General features: G+C 68.1%; 17 protein-coding genes. 11 read left to right on the top strand and 6 right to left on the bottom strand.

Features of this window, described 5'->3' with window-relative positions; translation table 11 throughout:
- Window positions 1–22: 22 nt before the first annotated feature.
- The 3 genes from ACN8HC_RS05935 to ACN8HC_RS05925 form a co-directional block, all read right to left on the bottom strand.
- Complete coding sequence (locus ACN8HC_RS05935) at window positions 23–1,141, bottom strand: ABC transporter substrate-binding protein (protein WP_490073955.1); 1,119 nt, start codon at window positions 1,139–1,141, stop codon at window positions 23–25.
- A gap of 207 nt (window positions 1,142–1,348) precedes the next feature.
- Window positions 1,349–2,008: a histidine phosphatase family protein gene (locus ACN8HC_RS05930; RefSeq protein WP_490073954.1), complete on the bottom strand. Its 660-nt coding sequence runs from the start codon at window positions 2,006–2,008 to the stop codon at window positions 1,349–1,351.
- Entirely contained in the window at window positions 2,005–2,418 is a 414-nt protein-coding gene (locus tag ACN8HC_RS05925) for a VOC family protein (protein ID WP_490073953.1), read from the bottom strand. Before ACN8HC_RS05925 ends, ACN8HC_RS05930 begins: the two co-directional genes overlap by 4 nt.
- A gap of 165 nt (window positions 2,419–2,583) precedes the next feature.
- Here ACN8HC_RS05925 and ACN8HC_RS05920 point away from each other — a divergent pair, with 165 nt between their 5' ends.
- From ACN8HC_RS05920 to ACN8HC_RS05905, 4 genes are read left to right on the top strand one after another with little or no spacing between them, the layout of a single operon-like run.
- A complete protein-coding gene (locus tag ACN8HC_RS05920) occupies window positions 2,584–3,171 on the top strand; it encodes a biotin transporter BioY (protein WP_490073952.1) in 588 nt (195 codons plus the stop codon).
- Between the two features lie 39 nt (window positions 3,172–3,210).
- The gene (locus ACN8HC_RS05915; RefSeq protein WP_490073951.1) at window positions 3,211–4,359 is read left to right on the top strand and encodes an acyl-CoA dehydrogenase family protein; all 1,149 of its coding nucleotides are present in this window, start codon (window positions 3,211–3,213) and stop codon (window positions 4,357–4,359) included.
- A 14-nt stretch (window positions 4,360–4,373) separates the two neighbouring features.
- Window positions 4,374–5,111 carry a 3-oxoacyl-ACP reductase FabG gene (gene fabG / locus ACN8HC_RS05910; RefSeq protein WP_490073950.1) on the top strand — a complete coding sequence of 246 codons (738 nt, stop codon included), beginning with the start codon at window positions 4,374–4,376 and terminating at the stop codon, window positions 5,109–5,111.
- A 52-nt stretch (window positions 5,112–5,163) separates the two neighbouring features.
- Window positions 5,164–5,619: a MaoC family dehydratase gene (locus ACN8HC_RS05905; protein WP_490073949.1), complete on the top strand. Its 456-nt coding sequence runs from the start codon at window positions 5,164–5,166 to the stop codon at window positions 5,617–5,619.
- Window positions 5,620–5,665: 46 nt separating this feature from the next.
- Here ACN8HC_RS05905 and ACN8HC_RS05900 read toward each other — a convergent pair whose 3' ends face one another.
- From ACN8HC_RS05900 to ACN8HC_RS05890, 3 genes are read right to left on the bottom strand one after another with little or no spacing between them, the layout of a single operon-like run.
- Window positions 5,666–6,367, bottom strand: a complete 702-nt coding sequence (locus ACN8HC_RS05900) for a dienelactone hydrolase family protein (protein WP_490073948.1) — start codon at window positions 6,365–6,367, stop codon at window positions 5,666–5,668.
- Window positions 6,368–6,372: 5 nt separating this feature from the next.
- On the bottom strand, window positions 6,373–8,736 hold the full coding sequence (locus tag ACN8HC_RS05895) for a xanthine dehydrogenase family protein molybdopterin-binding subunit (protein ID WP_490073947.1): 2,364 nt from the start codon (window positions 8,734–8,736) through the stop codon (window positions 6,373–6,375).
- 20 nt (window positions 8,737–8,756) lie between these two features.
- Complete coding sequence (locus tag ACN8HC_RS05890) at window positions 8,757–9,458, bottom strand: HNH endonuclease family protein (protein WP_490073946.1); 702 nt, start codon at window positions 9,456–9,458, stop codon at window positions 8,757–8,759.
- 120 nt (window positions 9,459–9,578) lie between these two features.
- Here ACN8HC_RS05890 and ACN8HC_RS05885 point away from each other — a divergent pair, with 120 nt between their 5' ends.
- The 7 genes from ACN8HC_RS05885 to ACN8HC_RS05855 all read left to right on the top strand — a co-directional run bounded on the left by ACN8HC_RS05885 (window position 9,579) and on the right by ACN8HC_RS05855 (window position 18,212).
- Window positions 9,579–10,040 carry a DUF6328 family protein gene (locus ACN8HC_RS05885; protein WP_490073945.1) on the top strand — a complete coding sequence of 154 codons (462 nt, stop codon included), beginning with the start codon at window positions 9,579–9,581 and terminating at the stop codon, window positions 10,038–10,040.
- A gap of 410 nt (window positions 10,041–10,450) precedes the next feature.
- Complete coding sequence (locus ACN8HC_RS05880; RefSeq protein WP_490073944.1) at window positions 10,451–11,782, top strand: purine-cytosine permease family protein; 1,332 nt, start codon at window positions 10,451–10,453, stop codon at window positions 11,780–11,782.
- Window positions 11,783–11,830: 48 nt separating this feature from the next.
- Window positions 11,831–13,378 (top strand): hydantoinase/oxoprolinase N-terminal domain-containing protein, encoded by a 1,548-nt coding sequence (locus tag ACN8HC_RS05875; RefSeq protein ID WP_490073943.1) that lies wholly within the window; start codon window positions 11,831–11,833, stop codon window positions 13,376–13,378.
- Between the two features lie 3 nt (window positions 13,379–13,381).
- Window positions 13,382–14,461 carry an S-methyl thiohydantoin desulfurase family protein gene (locus tag ACN8HC_RS05870; RefSeq protein ID WP_490073942.1) on the top strand — a complete coding sequence of 360 codons (1,080 nt, stop codon included), beginning with the start codon at window positions 13,382–13,384 and terminating at the stop codon, window positions 14,459–14,461.
- Window positions 14,458–15,585, top strand: coding sequence for an S-methyl thiohydantoin desulfurase family protein (locus ACN8HC_RS05865; protein WP_490073941.1), 1,128 nt, complete (start codon window positions 14,458–14,460; stop codon window positions 15,583–15,585). The genes ACN8HC_RS05870 and ACN8HC_RS05865 overlap by 4 nt, the downstream gene beginning before the upstream one ends.
- Window positions 15,586–15,678: 93 nt before the next feature.
- Window positions 15,679–16,716, top strand: a complete 1,038-nt coding sequence (locus ACN8HC_RS05860) for a DUF917 domain-containing protein (protein WP_490073940.1) — start codon at window positions 15,679–15,681, stop codon at window positions 16,714–16,716.
- The gene (locus ACN8HC_RS05855) at window positions 16,713–18,212 is read left to right on the top strand and encodes a helix-turn-helix domain-containing protein (protein WP_490073939.1); all 1,500 of its coding nucleotides are present in this window, start codon (window positions 16,713–16,715) and stop codon (window positions 18,210–18,212) included. The genes ACN8HC_RS05860 and ACN8HC_RS05855 overlap by 4 nt, the downstream gene beginning before the upstream one ends.
- Window positions 18,213–18,538: the final 326 nt, after the last annotated feature.

Raw genomic sequence — 18,538 nt, 5'->3', positions numbered from 1 at the left:
CGCCGTCAGCGGCTTCGTCGGCTCAGGCGCGGGCGTATGCCGGCACGATCTGTTCAAACGTGACCTGGCCCGACTTGATCAGGCCCATCTGCTGAGCAACGTTGATCATCAGCTCCACGTCCGCCTTCGCGATTTTCCATTCGGGATGCAGCTTGGGCACCAGATCGTTGTTGAAGTGCGCGATGTAGCCCTTCGCGATGTCCGGGAACTTCCCGCCGAGGCACGTCTTGTTGAGCAACGCGGCGGCCTTGTCCGGGTTGGCGCCCATCCACTCCTTGCCGGCGGTCTGTGCAGCGAGCCAGGCCTTGACGACGTCCTCGTGGTTCTTCGCGAAATCCTCACGCACGATGCTGACGTCCACCCGCTGCTTGCTCAGCAGGGCGGGCACGGTCGGGTCCGAGAACTCGACGAGGATGTGGCCGCCGGTCTCGGCGGCGAGCACCCTGCTCGTGGCCCAGGTGATCCCGACATACGCATGGATGTGGCCCGCCTTCAGCTGAGCGGCGCCACCGGCAGCCACCTGCCCGACGGACAGGGCGGTGATGTCACTGCGGCTCATCCCGGCCTGCTTCAGCGCAAGCGTCAGCTGTTGGTCGGCGCCGGCGCCGATCGCCGTGACTCCGATCGTCTTTCCCTTCAGGGCATGCATCTTCTCGGCGAAGGATGCCTTCGCGTCCGGCCAGGTGCCTTTCCCGACGACGATCGAGTAGGTCGTCTCCGGCACCCGCAAGCCCACGAAGACCGGGCGCTTGCCAGGGTCCGAGTGTGCGTAGGTCGCCAGTGTCAGCAGCACGTCTTGCACCTGGCCGTCGATGCTGCCGGCGCTCATCAGCTGCTCGCCCTGCACACCGCTCTTGGGCAGGATGAACTTCGGGACGTTCAGGTTGTATTTCGCGTAGTCCTTCTGGTCCTGGTTGACCCAGTCCAGGAAGTAGTTGTCGATCGGGGCCGAGGCGACGTGGAAGGTTGTCGGCTTCGTCAACGCGCCTGCCGCCTTCTTCACGTTGCCGGTGGACCCGGAGCCGCCACCGCACGCAGTCAATGCGCTGCCGAGGCCTGCGGTGACGAGTCCCGTTCCTGCCCAACGCAAGACGTCGCGACGCGTTGCCCGAGGGCTGGTCAACTTTCCGAGATCCGACATGAGCTACTCCTTGGCGATGGGCGAATTTCACACCGGAACGTCGCGACCGACGGAGTCCGGGACGATGGTCGCCGCACCGGTGAAAAAGGGATCGTTGGCGTCCATCGAGTGGTTCTCGCAAACCCTTCCGCAGCATGGAGCGGGCGGTCAATAGACAATGCCGCCCGGACGCCTATCGCCCCGATAGGCCCTGCGAACAAAGGGCGTTCAGCGATAGGTGATCGCATCACCGGTCAGGTGGCAGTGGTCGTTGAACCCGACGAGCGACATCCCCGAACGACCCCGCACGACCTTGGTGACTCCGGTGTTGACAGCGACCCGATTGAGCGCGAGCCACTGCGGAAAGCCGCCGTCGATCAGCCGGGCCGCCACCCATGCGATCGCACCGGCACTGGAGAAGACGAAGATGGTTGCACCGGATTCCACGCCGTCGAGGGCGCGTCCGAGTGCGGCGTCGATCCTGTGAGTGAAACCGGCGAAGGTCTCGAGGTAGTCGCCATCGTGCTCACTCGATGCCCAGCGAGCCGATGCACGTTCGAGGTGCTTTTGGAACGTGCGTGGATCCGGTCCGGCATCGGAGACCGGGAGTCGCTGCGGATCGGCCCGCATCAGGTTTTCCGCGTCGAATTCGTCCCACCCAGGGTCAGCGACGACGGCGGTGTCCCAGCCCGCTGCGGCGATCGCCTCCCGCGCGGTGTCCCGCTGACGCGTCAGTGTCCCGGTGATGATCCGCTCGGGTTTCAGCCCGCTCCGGCTCAGCGTCGCACCCAGCACCCGGCTCTGTGCCCTACCACGCTCCGACAGTCGGTCATAGTCATGGGTGCCGAAGGATGCTTGGCCGTGTCGCACCAGGAAGACAACGCTCATCGGCCGGAGGGTAGCCGGTCTGCTCGAGTGAGACAGAACGCATGTGTGGTGAGGCAGAACGGGTGGCCGGCCGGATCGCTGAGCACCCGCCATACCTCTGGCTCCGGTTGTGTCCGTGCGAGTTCGGCGCCGAGTGCGAGTGCCGCGTCCACCGCACGATCGAGGTCGGGGACCCAGACGTCGAGATGAATCTGCTGCCGCTGGGGGCCATCCGGCCACCGCGGCGGCGAATGGTCGGCGACTTGGATCAGCGTCAGTGCCAGCGAGCCGTCGGCCAGCACGATGAGCGAACGGTCCGTCCGCGCAGCCGCCTCCGGCAGACCGAGCAGCGCGGCGTAGAAGGCGGCGAGCGTTTCGGCGTCCGAGCAGTCGAGGGACACCGAGGCGAGCCGGCCGACGGGTGCTTCCATGACGGCGATCATGTGCTTCCTCAAGGACATTGGCAAACCTGGCCGACTATCGGCGCGATAGCCCGACATCCGCTGCGTCGCTATTTCGTTGCTGCTGTAATGAACGGGCGCTGTCCGATGGCCGGCGCGCAACGGTCCATGGCCCGAAATCCCCGGAGGTGCCACATGTCTCACAGCTCGGTGCTCAGCTCACGACCCCCGCTCGTGCTCGCGGACCTGATAGCCGGCACCCGGGTACGCAATGCGCTGCTCATCATCGGCGGCGCCGCACTGACCGGTGTCGCCGCGCAGCTTGCGTTCCCCGTCCCGGGCTCGCCGGTGCCGGTCACCGGACAGACCTTCGCGGCCCTGGTCGTCGGCGCCGGGCTCGGCATGCGGCGCGGCATCGCCTCCATGCTGCTCTACCTGATCGCCGGCATGATCGGCATGCCGTGGTTCGCCGAGGGGTCGTCCGGGTTCTCCATGCCGACGCTGGGCTACGTCATCGGGTTCGTGGCCGCCGCCGCGCTGGTGGGACACCTCGCGAGCCGCGGCGCCGACCGGTCACCCCTGAAGACGGCGGGCGCCATGCTGCTGGGCAACCTGGTCATCTACGCGATCGCGCTCCCCTACCTCGCACACTCGCTGCATGTCGGCCTGCCGACAGCGTTCGACCTCGGCATGCGCAACTATGTCCTCGGTGACCTGGTGAAGATCGCCCTCGCCTCCGCCTGCCTGCCTGCGGTATGGCGCCTGGTGCAGCGCAAGCACTGATCGAACAGCGCGTATCACCAACCCGATTGGAGACGTCCGATGGATCTGGGATTGACCCAGGAGCAAGTGGAATTCCGCAAGCTGGCACGCGAATTCCTCGATGCCGAGGTCGTCCCGCACCGGCAGGCATGGGACCGCGCCGAGTCGATCGACCCGGACATCCTCCCGAAGATCGGCGAGATCGGCTTCCTCGGGCTCACCATCCCCGAGGAGTACGGCGGTCTCGGCGGCGACTACATCACCTACTGCATCGGGATGGAGGAACTCGGCCGGGCCGACTCCTCGGTGCGTGGTGTGGTCTCGGTGTCCGCGGGCCTGGTCGGTAAGACGATCCTCGCGTTCGGCAGTGAACAGCAGAAGCAGCAATGGCTGCCCGCGATCGCAGCCGGCACGGCCATCGGCTGCTTCGGCCTGACCGAGCCCGACAACGGCTCCGACCCGGCCCACCTCCGGACCCGTGCCAGGCGCGACCGCGACGACTGGGTGATCAACGGATCGAAGATCTTCATCACCAACGCCACCATCGCCGACGTCGCCCTCGTCTTCGCGCGAACCGGTGAGGACGGTGCCCGCGGCATCTCGGCCTTCCTGGTGCCGACCGACACCACCGGATTCGAGCGCACGCTCATTCACGGCAAGCTGGGGCTGCGCGGGCAGGCCACCGCTGAACTCTCCTTCGACAACGTCCGGATCCCGGCGGAGGCGCTGCTCGGCGAGGAGGGCAAGGGATTCAAATACGCCATGGCCGCGCTCGACAAGGGCCGGATCTCGATCGCTGCAGCGTGTGTCGGCATCATCCAGGCCTCGTTGGAAGCATCGGTCGAATACGCCCGGGCGCGCAGGCAGTTCGGCAAACCGATCGCGGCATACCAATTGGTGCAGGAGATGATCGCCGAGATGTCGGTGCAGGCGGACGCGGCCAGGTTGCTCACCTGGCGGGCCGCCGATCTGGTCCAGCGCGGCGAACCCTTCGCGGTTGCCGCGTCCAAGGCGAAGCTCTTCGCCTCCGAGGCAGCCGTGGAAGCGTCGAATCTGGCGATCCAGGTGCACGGCGGATACGGCTTCATCGACGAGTATCCGGTGCAGAAATTCATGCGGGACGCCCGCGTGATGACGCTCTACGAAGGCACCAGCCAGATCCAGAAACTGATCATCGGCCGCAGCGAAACCGGCATCTCTGCCTTCTGAAAGCGAGCACAGTCATGAACGGACTTCTGGAGGGCAAGGTCGCCGTCGTCACCGGCGGCGCACAGGGCATCGGACTGGCGATCGCGAAACTGTTCAGCGAGCACGGAGCCACCGTCGTCATCGCCGACCTGCACCTCGACGCAGCCGAGAAGGCGGCCGCGAGCCTGCCGGGGCCGGGAACCGGGGTCAGTTGCGATGTGGCCCAACTGGACCAGGTCGAGGCGACCTTGTCAGCTGTGCAGGCAGAGCACGGCGCTCTCGACGTCCTGGTGAACAACGCCGGACTGACGCGCGACGCGACGATGCGGAAGATGACGGCTGAGGATTTCGACCTGGTCCTGCAGGTCAACCTCCGCGGCACGTGGAACGGTGTGCGCACTGCCGCCGCCATCATGCGCGAGCAAGGTCACGGCACGATCGTGAACCTGTCCTCGATCTCCGGCAAGGTCGGCTTCGTGGGCCAGACCAACTACTCCGCGGCCAAGGCCGGGATCGTCGGGCTGACCAAGGCAGCGGCCAAGGAGATCGCATTCAAGAACGTCCGGGTGAACGCCGTGCAACCAGGTCTGATCCGGACGGCAATGACCGAGGCGATGCCGCAACGGATCTGGGACGACAAGCTGGCGGACATCCCGATGGGACGCGCCGGCGAGCCCTCCGAGGTGGCGTCCGCGGTGCTCTTCCTGGCCAGCGACCTGTCGTCATACCTGACCGGCACCGTCCTGGAGGTCACCGGTGGGAGGCACATCTGATGGGCCGCGTCGAAATCGGCTGGCTCAGCCGGACTCTGCCGAGGAGCGCTCCGTGAGGGTCTTCGCCACGATGACCGAACTGGAGGACGCGGTGGGCAGCCACCTCGGTCACTCGGACTGGCATCCAGTGACTCAGCAAATGATCGACGGCTTCGCCGACATCACCGGGGACCATCAATGGATCCACGTCGACGTGGAGCGCGCCGCGAACGGCCCGTTCAGGACGCCCATCGCGCACGGCTACCTGACCCTCTCGCTCACCTCGATGCTGGCGGCGGAGATCTATCGCCTCGACGGGATGCAGATGGTCGTGAACTACGGCGCCGACCGCGTGCGCTTTCCGGCGCCGGTGCCCGTGAACTCCGCACTGCGCGCCGGTGTCGAACTGCGGTCTGTCCGGCCGACAGCCGGCGGGCATCTGGTCGACACTCGCGTCACAGTCGAACTCAAGGGCACCGACCGGCCGGCATGTGTCATTGACCGGCTCACGCTGGTCGTTTCTGCGTAGCCGATGACCGGCGGACGGACGTCGCCGGAGAGGACCCGGCCGGACGTCATACCTCGGGCGTCGGCAAGGCGCTCTCGAGGAACTCGACCGTGGTGCGCCACGCCGCAGCCGAAGCGGCCGGGTGATGGAACATCGGGTCCGGGTTGTCGAAGGCGTGCCCGGCGCCGTCGTACGTCTCGAAGCGGACGCCGTCCCGTGTGACGGCCGCTCGGATCCGGTGCACCACGTCGAGCGGGATGTAGTCATCGGCCGTCCCGAAGTGGTGCAGGCTCGGCGCGGTCACCCTCGGCGCCAGGTGGAGCAGGTCAGGCAGTGCCGAGCCGTAGTAGCTCACCACGACGTCGACGTCGGTCGACGCCGCCACGTTGAAGGCGAGACCGCCGCCGAAGCAGAAGCCGAAGACGCCCACTCCCCCGTCGACGTGTTCGTCGGCGCGCGCCGCGGCGACCGCGGCGACACCATCGCCAACCGCCGTCTCCCAGTCGAGCCGCCCCACCAATCCCATGGCCTGCTGCAGCACGTCGGCGCGCTCATAGTCGATCTCGGAATCGTCGAGACGCCAATAGATCTCGGGCACGACCACGACATATCCGAGCGCGGCGAGGTCCGCGGCCCGGGCCTTGATGTAGTCGGTGACGCCGAAGATCTCCTGGAAGAGCACGATGCCCGGTCCCGACCCGGACTCCGGCAGGAAACGGAACGCCGGCATGGCGCCATCGTCGGTCTGTATGTCGATGCGCTCGCTCATCCGGCTCACACCCCTGCCGCGTTGTCCACGCCACCGCTGACCGGCAGGTCTGCGAAGACGTCCGGTGGGTCTTGCCACAAGTCCGGCAGCGTGCCGGCGCGCGCGTCCTGGATCGCCCGCCATACTCGCTGCGGGGTGCACGGCAACTGGATGTGCCGCACCCCGAGGTGACTGACGGCGTCGACCACGGCGTTCTGCACGGCCGGTGTCGAACCGATCGTCGCCGACTCACCGATTCCCTTCGCCCCCAAGGCATTCAACGGTGTGGGAGTCTCGGTCGACTCCGTCTCGAAGTCGACCAGATCCATCGCGCTCGGCATGGCGTAGTCCGCCAGCGTGCCGGTCAACGGCTGGCCGTCGGCGTCGAAGACCACTTGTTCGTAGAGCGCCTGGGCGATGCCCTGGGCGAGGCCGCCGTGCTGCTGTCCTTCCACGAGCAGCGGGTTGAGCACCCGGCCGCAGTCGTCGACCGCGACGTGTCGCAGCGGCCGGACGTGACCGGTCTCGGTGTCGACCTCGACCACCGACACGTGCGCGCCGAAGGGGAAGGTGGAGCCGGACTGGTTGACGTCCAGCCCGGCCGACAGCTGCTCTCCGGCGTCATGGGCTGCGGCTGCGATCTCGGTCCAGGTCACGGTGGCACCGCCGGGCACCCCGGTGACGCCGAAGGTGCCGTCCTCGGTGAGCACGATGTCGTCGACGGCGGCTTCGAGCAGCGTCGCCGCGTGCCGACGGGCCTGGTCGCGGACCGTCTCCGCCGCGGACACCACCGCGCTGCCGCCCAGCTGCAGGGACCGGGAGCCGCCGGTGCCGCCGCCGCGCGGTACGGCAGCCGTGTCGGACTGCACGTAGCTGATCTTGTCCATCGGGATGCCGAGTGCGTCGGACACCAGCATGGAGAACGCCGTTGCGTGCCCCTGGCCATGAGCCGAGGTGCCGGAGGACACCGTCGCGGTGCCGTCGTCGTGCACGGTCACTGAGCCGTATTCCGAGCCGCCACCGGGTGCGGTCACCTCGACGTAGACGCTGACGCCGATGCCCAACTGGATCGGGTCGCCGCTCTCCCGGCGGCGTGCCTGCTCCTCGCGCAGCTTCTGGTAGTCGGCGATCCGCAACGCCTCGCGCAACGGCAGGTCGTAGTCACCGGAGTCGTAGGTGGCGCCGACCTGTGTCGTGACCGGAAAAGCGCTCGGATCGATGAAGTTTCGCCGGCGCAGCTCGACGGGGTCGATGTCGAGCTGGTCGGCGGCGATGTCCATCAGGCGCTCGATGTGCGCGGCAGCCTCGGGTCGTCCGGCACCGCGGAACGCGCCCATCGGCGCGGTGTTGGTGACCACGGAGGCGGCGTCATACGCGACGACGGGGACGTCATACACGCCCGGCACCATGAGCGCGGTCATGTGGATCGGCAGTGCTCCACCGAAGCCGGCCCAGGCACCGGCGTCGCCGATCACCCGCGCGCGCAGACCGGTGATCGTGCCGTCGCGGGTGAGGCCGAGCTCGTAGTAGCCGACCTGCCCGCGGCCGTGCATGCCCTGCAGGTTCTCCGCCCGGGTCTCCACCCAGACGATTGGGCGGCCAAGCTGCCGCGCGGCGCCGATCACGGCGGTGTGCTCCGCGATCAGGCCGGCCTTGCCGCCGAAGCCGCCACCGACGTGCGGGGCGATGACGCGGACCTGTTCCTTGGGTAGGTCGAACTCCTCGCACACCATCTCGTGGAACCCGTGCGGCATCTGCGTCGAGACATGTATGACGAGATCGTGCTGGCCGTCGCCCGTGGGATCGGCGGCGATGGCGTTGCCCTCCATCGGCACGACCGCGACCCGCTGATTGACCATCCGGGCTCGCACCACCACGTCGGCGCCGTCGAGCGGATCGCCTTGCACCGCAGAGCGATTGCCGATCACCAGGTTGGTGCCGAGCTCGGGGAACTGCAGTTCGGCGTCCGGCGCGAGCGCCTCCTCCAGGTCCGTCACGGCGGGCAGCGGGTCGTAGTCGACGTCGACCAACTCGACCGCGTCGGCGGCCAGCGCGGGCGACTCCGCCACCACGAGCGCCACCGGCTCCCCGACGAACCGCACCCGGTCGACCGCGAGCGGCGGCCGGGGCACCTTGGGGTTGACCACCATCAACCCGAAGTGCGGCCGCAACGGCAGATCGGCGGCGGTGAAGACGGCCACCACACCCGGTGCGGCAGCCGCTTCGGTCGTGTCGATCTGACCGATCTGCCCGTGCGCCACCGGAGATCGGACGAAAGCGGCATAGAGCAGACCGTCCAGCTGGACGTTGCCCACGAAGGATGAGTCACCGGTCACCAGTGCGGCGTCCTCGACTCGACGGACTCTGGTCCCGAGAATTGAACCTGGCATGCAGCCGACGCTACGCCACGTCACGCGCATTTCGAGAGCACTCTGGCGATGGCTTCCTTCTCCGCCTTGGTGACCCACAGGTGATAGGCGGTCTTCACCGTGACCTGGGTGGCGACATAGGTGCACCGGTACGCCGTGTTCTTCGGCAGCCAGGTCGCCGCGTCACCGTCCCGCTTCGCGGCGTTGGCGCTGCCACTGACCGCGAGCAGGTTGCGCGGGTCGTTGGCGAAGTCCTGCCGTTGCTCGGCAGTCAGCTGTTGGGCGCCTTTCTGCCAGGCGTCCGAGAGTGCGACGACATGATCGATCTGGACGGCGTTGCTCGTTCCGCTCCCCCGGTGGAAGCTGATCCGCTTCCCGGTGTACGGATCGACGAGCACGCCTGTCAGCACGACGCATTCGTGCGTGCGTGGTTTGAGCGTGACGTCCGTCAGGTCACGTCGCAGGATGTCGTTGCGGGTGTCGCAGCCGTTGTGGCCCAGCTGCACCGTCACGTCGTCGCTCCACCGCGCGCCGAATTCGCTGCGCTCGTATCCGGTTTTCGGCGCCCGCCCCTTCACCGGCAGCGCGTTCAGTTGGGCAAGCGTGAGCGCGACAGCCGTCTTCCTCGGGTATGCCGGGCCGCTGCTCGGAGGGGACGTCAGCGTGCCGGGTGCCGAGGTGGCGGGTGCCGGCATACATCCGGCCAGCGCCATACCGAGCAGGACCACGCTTGCTGCCCCCACTGCTCCCCCGCGCCTACCCACCGGACAGTCCTACCGCAGCCCGCCGCCGACACCAGTCCCGGGTCACGCCTCGGCCGCCGACGTGCGCCGCAATCTGCCCGCTGGGCGATACCGTGACGCATGCGCACCTCTGACCGCGACGAGACTCCGGCCGAACGCGCCGACCGCAACTGGAGCGAGCTCCTCCAGGAGTTGCGTGTCACTCAGACCGGCATCCAGGTCCTTGCCGGTTTCCTGCTCACTTTGCCCTTCCAGCAACGCTTCTCGCGGCTGAGCTCCTGGCAAGTCGGCCAATATCTCACCACGGTCTCCTGTGCGGTGACCGCCGTCATCCTGCTCGTCGCGCCCGTGAGCGCCCACCGTTGGCTGTTCCGCAAGCACGAGAAGGACGTGGTGGTGACCTTCGGTGATCGCCTCGCGAAGGCCGGGCTCGCGATGCTGGCGGTGACCATCGTGCTCACCATCAGCTTCGTTTTCGGTGTCGTTGCGGGGCAGGCCGCGGGGATCACCGTCGCGGCGGTCACCGCTGCCGCCTTCATCGCCCTGTGGGTGCTGCTGCCCTGCCGGCAAGTGCGGGAGTGAAGAACCGACCGTTCGCTACCCAGTACCTTGAGGCGGCTCTACTCCGTGGCCAGCACCAGGGCGCGCTGCTCCGTCACCCGCATCCGCTGCAGCTTGCGCCGCACGGCCGGCCAGAAGACGACCAGCAACCAGACTCGTCCACACCTGGGTCCGTCCCGTCGAGGTCATGAGCGAGGCGAACATCCGGGACGCCGAGTAGAGACCGGAGTTGAGCCGAGAAGCACCGACGTCGGTCGAGTAGCGGATGGAGGAGCGAAGCGGGGGAATCCGCGTATCGAGACCAGCGCCGCGCCGCCCGCATGTGCGGTCTGCACACGAGGAGGTGCAAACAGTGCAAAGCGCCCATGGCGCGGGGCTCGGCCTGCTCGTAGTTTTTCGACCGGCAGAACCATTTCACGGAAGGACCAGTCATGGCACACGGCGACGACAGCGCACTGTCCCGCGTCACGATGGACGACCGCAGGCACTGGTTCGGCATCGCCGTCCAGCGCTTCGGCCAGGTCAGTGCCTTGTCGCAATTCCTGCTCGGCGCGACCCTCGGTTATGGCATGACCTTCGGACATGCCGTGCTGGCATTCCTTTTCGGTTCGGTGATTCTCGAGGTGCTGATGTGCATCGTCGGCGTCATCGGCCAGCGCGAGGGACTCAACACGGCCCTGCTCGCGCGGTGGACCGGCTTCGGAGAGGTCGGCGCTTCCCTGGTCGGGCTGGCGATCGGCATCAGCCTGATCGGCTGGTTCGGCATTCAGTCACAAATCTCCGCCGAATCGCTCAAGGCCCTGCTCGGCGGCGGCATGCCGACCTGGGGCTGGTCGCTCATCTGCGGCGTGGTCGTGACCGCCATCGTCGCCGTCGGCTTCGGCGGCATGCAGTGGCTTGCCAACATCACCGTGCCGCTCTTCCTGGTGCTGGTCGGCTGGTCGGTGATCTCCGAGCTCACCAAGCACTCGTTCCACTCACTGCTCACCTCACCCGCCCCGGGACCGCACATGACCGTCGCGACCGGAACCGGCATCGTCGCCGGCGGGCTCATCGTCGGCGCGATCATCACCGCGGACATGACCCGCTACAACCGATCGACGCTCGACGTCGTGAAGCAGACGGTCGTCGGAGTCACCTTGGGCGAGTTCGGGATCGGGCTGGCCGGCGTGCTGCTGGCCCACGCCGCCGGCAGCGGCAACATCGTTGCCATCATTACGTCTTCCGTCGGTGTCGTGGGCCTGATCATCGTGCTCACTGGGACGCTGAAGATCAACGACTGGAACCTCTACTCCTCGACCCTCGGCCTGGTGAACTTCGTCTCGACGACGTTCCGCACCAACTTGCCCCGTGCCGCGACGACGGTCGTCGTCGGCATCATCGGCACCGTGCTCGCGGCCGCCGGCATACTCGGCCACTTCACCGAGTTCCTCATCACCCTGGGCGTCGTCTTCCCGCCGATCGCGGGGATCATGATCGCCGAGTACTTCGTCGTCAAGGTATGGCGCGGTGACCTCGACGCGAGCCGCGCCAAGGCCGCCCTGCCGGCGACCGCGCCGCGGGTGGTCCCCGCGACGATCGTGATCTGGGCGGTCGCCTCGCTGATCGGCAAATACGTGACCTGGGGCATCCCGAGCATCACCTCTCTCGTGGTGGCGGTCGTCTTGTATGTCGTCGCCGGCCAGGCCGGGCTGATCAAGGGCGTCGGCTTGTCCCGGACACCGGTGGCGGCGGACGTACCGGTGCCCGAACGCGTCGCCTGATCCGAATCCGCACCACCACCAACGAACTTTCAATCGTCAAGGAGAACCATGCACATCGGGATCGATGTCGGCGGGACCAACACCGACGCCGTGTTGATGGAGGGGACGAAGGTCCTGGCCGGCGTCAAGAACTCCACCACGGACGACGTCACTACCGGCATCGTGCAGGCCGTCGACCAGTTGCAGGCCGAGCACGCCTTCGACGCCGGGGCAGTGCAGGCCGTGATGATCGGCACCACCCACTTCATCAATGGCCTGGTGGAGGCCAAGCGGCTCGCACCGACCGCGGCCCTGCGGCTGGGCCTGCCCGCCACCCAGGCGCTGCCGCCGCTGGTCGACTGGCCCGAGCGGCTGAAGAACGCGATCGGCGGCCGCGCCTACCTCGCACACGGCGGTTACGAATTCGACGGCCGGCCGATCTCGCCCATCGACCACGACGAGCTCAAGCGGCATGCCGCGGACATGGCGGCCAACGGCGTTCGCTCCGTGGCGATCTCGTCGGTCTTCTCCCCGGTCAACCACGATCTGGAGGTCGAGGCGGCCGAGGTGCTGACCGGTGTGCTCGGCCCGGACGTGGCGATCTCGCTGTCGCACGAGATCGGCCGGATCGGCCTGCTCGAGCGCGAGAACGCCACGATCATCAATGCCGCGCTCCGCGAGATGGCCGTCTCCATCGTCGACGGCCTGACCGCCGCCGTCCGCAAGCACGGCATCCAGGCGCCGATCTTCCTGAGCCAGAACGACGGCACCCTGATGGATGAGGACTACGTCCGACGCTACCCGGTCGCCACATTCGCCTCCGGGCCGACCAACTCGATGCGCGGCGCGGCCGCGACCAGCGGGCTCGCGACGTGTGCGGTGGTCGACATCGGCGGCACCACCTCCGACGTCGGGCTGCTGATCAACGGCTTCCCACGGGAGACCACCACCGAGGTGAAGGTCGCCGGCATTCGCACCAACTTCCGGATGCCCGACGTCCTGTCGATCGGCATCGGGGGCGGGAGTCACGTCGATCCGCAGACGGCGTATGTCGGGCCGGAGTCCGTCGGTTACCAGCTCACCACCGAAGCGCTGGTCTTCGGCGGAAGCACTCTGACCGCAACAGATCTGGCGGTTGCCGCCGGACGCGCGGACATCGGCGACAAGAGCCGAATCGCGCATCTGGATGCCGCGTTCGTCCGGGCGGCTCTGGACGGCATCGCCGACCGGATCGCCGAGACGGTGGATCGGATGCGCACCTCGCCGGAGCCGGTCCCGGTCGTGGCCGTGGGTGGTGGCTCGGTGCTGCTGGACGAGGAACTGCCCATTTTCGGCGCCATACACCGTCCGGAGAACTACGCGGTCGCCAACGCGATCGGCGCCTCGATCGCCCAGGTGGGCGGCGAGATCGACAAGGTCTTCACCGTCGAGCCGGGCCGGCGGGATGCCGTCCTGGACGAGGTGCGCCAGGAAGCGGTCGACAAGGCCATCGCCGCCGGCGCTCGTCCGTCGACGGTCTCGATCGTGGACTTCGACGAGGTGCCCATCCCGTACCTGCCGGGCAACGCGACCCGGATCCGGGCGAAGGCCGTCGGCGACCTCGACATGGAGGCGTGAGCTGTGAGCTGGAAGCTGGACCTCAACCAGATCGACGAATTGGCGCGCGGCGCAGCGGTTCTCGGCACCGGCGGAGGTGGTGACCCCTACATCGGCGCGCTGCTGGCCAAGCAGGCGCTGCGCGAGCGCGGCCCGGTCACCGTCTTGACCGTCGACGAGGTGCCTGCCGACGCGCAGGTCGCGATGGTCGCGATGATGGGTGCCCCGACGGTGATGGTGGAGAAAGTGCCCAGTCTCGCCGAGGTCATCGCGCCCCTCCGGGCGATGGAGGAGGTGCTCGGCCGGCCGGTCACCCACGTGGTGTGCGCCGAAGCGGGCGGGGTGAACTCGACGATCCCGGTCGCGGCCGCGGCCGCGCTGGACCTGCCGCTCGTCGACGCCGACGGGATGGGGCGCGCGTTCCCGGAGCTGCAAATGGTGCTGCCGACCTTGTCCGGGGTCGGGGCGACGCCGCTGGCGATCGGCGACGACAAGGGCAACACGGCCGTCCTGTCCACGGTCACGAACAGCTGGGCCGAGCGCATCGCGCGCACAGCGTGCATCGAGATGGGCTGCTCGGTGATGATCTCGCTCTTCCCGATGAAGGGTGACCAGGTCCCTGCCTGCATGGTCCCGAACACGCTCGCGCTCTGTCTGCGGATCGGTGCCGCGATCGCGAACGCCCGTGCGTGCAATACCGATCCGGTGACCGCAGCGGTAGACGTGCTCGGCGGCCGGGAAATCTTCGCCGGCAAGGTGACCGACGTCGAACGCAAGACCTCGACGGGATTCGCCCGCGGGCGCGCGCAGGTCACCGCTGACGGCGATGAACTGGAGCTGAACTTCCAGAACGAGCACCTCATCGCCCGCCGCAACGGCGAGGTGCTGGTCACCACGCCCGATCTGATCCTGCTGCTGGAGCACGACTCGGGTGAGCCGATCACGACCGAGGGACTGCGCTATGGCCAGCGGGTGCGGGTGGTCGCGGCACCGAGTGACCCGCGCTGGCATGCTCCAGAGGCGCTGGCGATGGTCGGTCCGCGGTACTTCGGGTATGACGTCGACGCCACCCGTTTCGACGGCTCCGTCGAGGGTCCGCGATGAGTTGGCAACTGACCGCCGCGGATCTGCCGGACCTGGCGCGCGGTGCGACGTTGCTCGGCACCGGCGGTGGCGGCGACCCCTACGTCGGGCAACTCATGGTGGCGAACGCCCTCGGCAGCCGGTCGATCACGGTGCTCGACCCGGACGATCTGGCGGACGACCTGGTCGTCATACCGACCGCCCAGATGGGCGCGCCGACCGTCGTCGTCGAGAAGATGCCGGCCGGCACAGAGCCGAGCCTGGCGCTGCAGACCCTGGAGCAGCACCTCGGCATCAAGGCCGACGCGACGATGCCGATCGAGTGCGGCGGCATCAACTCGATGATTCCACTGCTCGTCGCCGCCGAGCGCGGCTTGCCCGTGGTCGACGCCGACGGGATGGGCCGGGCGTTCCCCGAACTGTCGATGGAGACGTTCGCGGTGTATGGCGTGCACGGCTCGCCGCTCGCCCTCGCCGGCGAGCGCGGCGAGCGGGTGGTTATCGACACCGGCGACGACGACCGGCAGATGGAATGGCTGGCACGTGGGGTGACGATCCGGCTCGGCGGCGTTGCACACATCGCCGAATACGTCATGAGTGGCGCCGAGGTGCGACGCACCGCGGTCCCTCGCACCCTGTCGATGGCGCTTTCGCTCGGCCGGTCGATCCGGCTGGCCCGAGAAGAGAAACGCTCGCCGTTCAAGGCGATCGAATCTGCCCTGGCAGCAACGCTTTACAACAAGGTGGTGACGCTCTTCGAGGGCAAGGTCACCGACGTGGAGCGCCGCACGACCGAAGGCTTTGCCCGCGGTGTCGCCAAGATCACGGCGGACGACGCGTCCGGCGGTGAGCTGGAGATCCGCTTCCAGAACGAGAACCTGGTCGCCCTGCGGGACGGTGCCCTGGTCGCGATCGTGCCGGACCTGATCTGCGTGGTGGAACGCGACTCGGCAGAGCCGATCACCACCGAGGGCCTGCGCTACGGCCAACGGGTCCGGGTTCTGGGCATCTCGACGCCGGAGATGATGCGGACCGCGGAGGCGATCGCGGCGTTCGGGCCCGGGGCGTTCGGTCTGAGCGAGGAGTTCGAACCGGTGGAGACGCTGGCACGCATACCGGTCGAGTGCACTACATCGGCCGAGTAGGGCGAGGCGCTGGCCGAGCCCCCTCCGCCGGTCGAGTAGGGCGAGGCGCTAGCCGAGCCCGTATCGAGACCAACTGTCCGTAACCTTGGCGGTGTGCCGCTCTCCCTGGACCGCGCGGACGTCGACGCGCTGAGCCGTGGCTACGCGCTGCTCGGTTCGGGTGGCGCCGGGGAACCGACGATCACCGCGCTGATCGCGCAGCACACCGCGGACTGGCCGGTGACCGTGCACGGCGTCGACGAGGTCGACCCCGACACGGCCTGCATCGCACTGGCGATCATGGGCTCCACGATCATGGTCGCCGAGAAACTGCCCGCGCTGCGGCAATACACCGGGGTGATCACCGCGATCGAGCGTTGGCTCGGCACGCCGACGAAGGCGGTGTGCAACGCGGAAGGCGCTGGCATCAATGGCTTCTCCGCGTTGTTGCCGGCCGACGGACGGATCGTGGTCGATGCGGACCTGGTGGGTCGCGCGTTCCCGGACCTCGACCAGTTGACCCTCATGGTGGACCGGCTCCCCGGTGTGGTCGTCGCGTGCGGCACCGGACCGGCGGGTGTCACGTTGATCGCCGACGCGCGTCCGCTCGACGTCGAGCGGGTGCTCCGGACGGCGACGACCTGTAGCGGCGGCTGGTCGACGTTCGCGGTGGGTGGCTTCACCGTCGGTGACCTACGCACGCACGCCGTGACCGGCGGCACGGCGCGGGCTTTGCGCCTCGGTCGCGCCCACCTGGAGTGCGCGCAGACCTCCGACGCGCAGCTGATCGCCGATCAGCTCCGCGCCCGGCTGCTCGGCTTCGGGCGGGTCGTCGACATTCGTCAGGAGGCCGGCCCACGTGACCTGACGACCTTCCAGCTGGCCGGCGCGGACGGTGCGGTGCTGCGACTGGTGGCCGGGTCGGAGTTCCTGGCCGTGCTCCGGGACGGCGAGTTGCTTGCGTCATCGCCGGTGATCATCGCGGTGCTGGATCGGGTGAGTCACCGAATCCTGCAGGTGCCCGACGTCACGCACGCGATGGACCTGACCCTGCTCGCCATACCCGCACCGTCGTGGTGGACGGCAGAGCCGCACCGACTGCGCGAATCGCTGCCCTCACGTTGGGGATTCGAAGGGTTGGACACACCGTGACCGTCGAGCTCAGCCTCCGCTCGCTGCTCGCGCACCCGGACAACGGCGACGTGACCGTGCTCAGCAATGTCGATGCCGTCTGGGAGCAGGTGGTGATCGAGGTGCACGAGGGCGACCTGCCCGACCACGTCGAGCGGGCGTTGGCGATCCTCATCTCCCCCGCGCCGCGCGAGTCATGGCGACTCGACCCGTTGTTGCGACGGGTGCGCGACCGTGGTTTCACCGGGGTCGCTCTGACGGGCGATGGAGTCGACGACCGCGTGGCGGTGCTCGGGCAGCGCATCGGCCTATGTGTGCTCCGTAGTAACCATCCGACCCAATTAGCCACTGCTTGTTGGCAGTTGATCGAGGCAAGGGATGCCCTGACGCTGTGGGCGGTGCAGCGCGTGGTCCGCTCGATCGAATACCGGGCGGCCGATCTGGGTGACCTGCTGCGACATGTCAGCGGCAGCCTGGGGCAGGCGGTCGCAGTGATTGGTCCCGAAGGCGTGCTGCAGAGTGCCGGTCAGCCGCCCTCGCCGGTGGTGCTCGCAGCGGTGTCGCGCGAGGCTCGCTGGCTCGACGTCGTGCGGGTCGGTGACGAGTTCGGCGTTTCGGTGCCGGTGGCCAGCCCGAACCGGCGCGGCCTGCGGGTGTTGCTGCACGGGCGGGACATCAGCGGCGCGCAGGAGCGGGCGTTCGGCACTGCGGTCGAGATGCTGATGCCGATGGTGGCCGCCCGGCTGCTGATCGACCACGTCGACGAGGTGGCGGACACCTCCCGCTCCGCGGGCTTGCTGGCCGACTTCCTGGAGTCGAAAGGTGCTGACCCGGCACTGGATCGGCGGCTGCGAGCGCGCAGCTGGACGACCAGCGGCTACCACCTGGGCTTCCAGACGATCGGGCGCGGCCGGCTCGACCAGCTGGAGTTGTTGCGCCTCGTCAGCGGTGAGCTCGCGAAGCTCGACCTGGACACCCACGCGAGCGCCCGCGGCGCCGGCGTCAGTGGCTGGCTGACGTTCACCGATGCGCCCGACCATGCAACGGTCACCCGGCAGATCCGGGTGTTGCACGATCTGCACCGGCGCGTCTCACGCGACTTCGACATCGCGACCGGCGTCGGCGCACTCGGTGTCGGGCCGCAGGGTTTGCGAGACACACTGACGCAAGCCGCTGACGCGGCGCGGCTCGCCGCCGACCGCGAGCGGGCCGGCTGGTTCCTGCCGGTCGACAGTCTCGGCCTGGAGCAGCTGATGCTCGCCTGGACCGTCGGCGACAGCTTCACCCAGGCGGCCGCGTCGCTGCTCGAACCGCTCGGCACCGCGGACCGCGAGCTGCTCGAGGCATACCTCGACCAGGAGTCGTCGGTGACCCGCACGGCGGAGTCCCTTGGGCTGCATCGCAATACGGTCACCGGTCGGATCCAGCGCATCGAGCAGCAGCTCGGCGCGGACCTGGGCAACCCCGAGACCCGGCTGGCCCTCCAACTCGCCTGCCGCACCGCGGTGTCCGAGTAGCTTCGCGCGTTGGCCGAGCAGCGGGTGGAGGAGCGAGTCGAGCGAATCGGCCTATCGAGGTCCCGCGCTGCGCCGCGGTGGTGAGTGCCGAACTTGCCGGTGAAGGGAATGCTGCTGCGACCGGATGACGCCGAACGCGCTCTGGCTGTCCACGCCGATCTAGTAGTCACAGGCGAGCAGCGGATGGGGGAACGAGTCGGGAACTTCGTGGGTGCCGAGCGGGGAAATCCGCGTATCGAGACCACGCCTCGAGCCGCCGCAAACGGGCTTCCGCCATACTCCCGACTTTGGCAATTTGACACCGCGCAATATATCGAAGTTCGCCA

It is taken from the genome of Flexivirga sp. YIM B11880 (assembly GCF_058148645.1).
The sequence above is the reverse complement of the archived record's forward strand: the minus strand, read 5'-3'. Positions and strand labels throughout refer to the sequence as shown.

Bases quoted from the DNA above. Each gene is read 5' to 3' on its own strand.
- ACN8HC_RS05900 (WP_490073948.1), bottom strand. From the start codon at position 6,367: ATGAGCGAGCGCATCGACATACAGACCGACGATGGCGCCATGCCGGCG.
- ACN8HC_RS05935 (WP_490073955.1), bottom strand. From the start codon at position 1,141: ATGTCGGATCTCGGAAAGTTGACCAGCCCTCGGGCAACGCGTCGCGAC.
- ACN8HC_RS05875 (WP_490073943.1), top strand. From the start codon at position 11,831: ATGCACATCGGGATCGATGTCGGCGGGACCAACACCGACGCCGTGTTG.
- ACN8HC_RS05915 (WP_490073951.1), top strand. From the start codon at position 3,211: ATGGATCTGGGATTGACCCAGGAGCAAGTGGAATTCCGCAAGCTGGCA.
- ACN8HC_RS05880 (WP_490073944.1), top strand. From the start codon at position 10,451: ATGGCACACGGCGACGACAGCGCACTGTCCCGCGTCACGATGGACGAC.
- ACN8HC_RS05895 (WP_490073947.1), bottom strand. From the start codon at position 8,736: ATGCCAGGTTCAATTCTCGGGACCAGAGTCCGTCGAGTCGAGGACGCC.
- ACN8HC_RS05865 (WP_490073941.1), top strand. From the start codon at position 14,458: ATGAGTTGGCAACTGACCGCCGCGGATCTGCCGGACCTGGCGCGCGGT.
- ACN8HC_RS05925 (WP_490073953.1), bottom strand. From the start codon at position 2,418: ATGGAAGCACCCGTCGGCCGGCTCGCCTCGGTGTCCCTCGACTGCTCG.
- ACN8HC_RS05930 (WP_490073954.1), bottom strand. From the start codon at position 2,008: ATGAGCGTTGTCTTCCTGGTGCGACACGGCCAAGCATCCTTCGGCACC.
- fabG (WP_490073950.1), top strand. From the start codon at position 4,374: ATGAACGGACTTCTGGAGGGCAAGGTCGCCGTCGTCACCGGCGGCGCA.
- ACN8HC_RS05885 (WP_490073945.1), top strand. From the start codon at position 9,579: ATGCGCACCTCTGACCGCGACGAGACTCCGGCCGAACGCGCCGACCGC.
- ACN8HC_RS05920 (WP_490073952.1), top strand. From the start codon at position 2,584: ATGTCTCACAGCTCGGTGCTCAGCTCACGACCCCCGCTCGTGCTCGCG.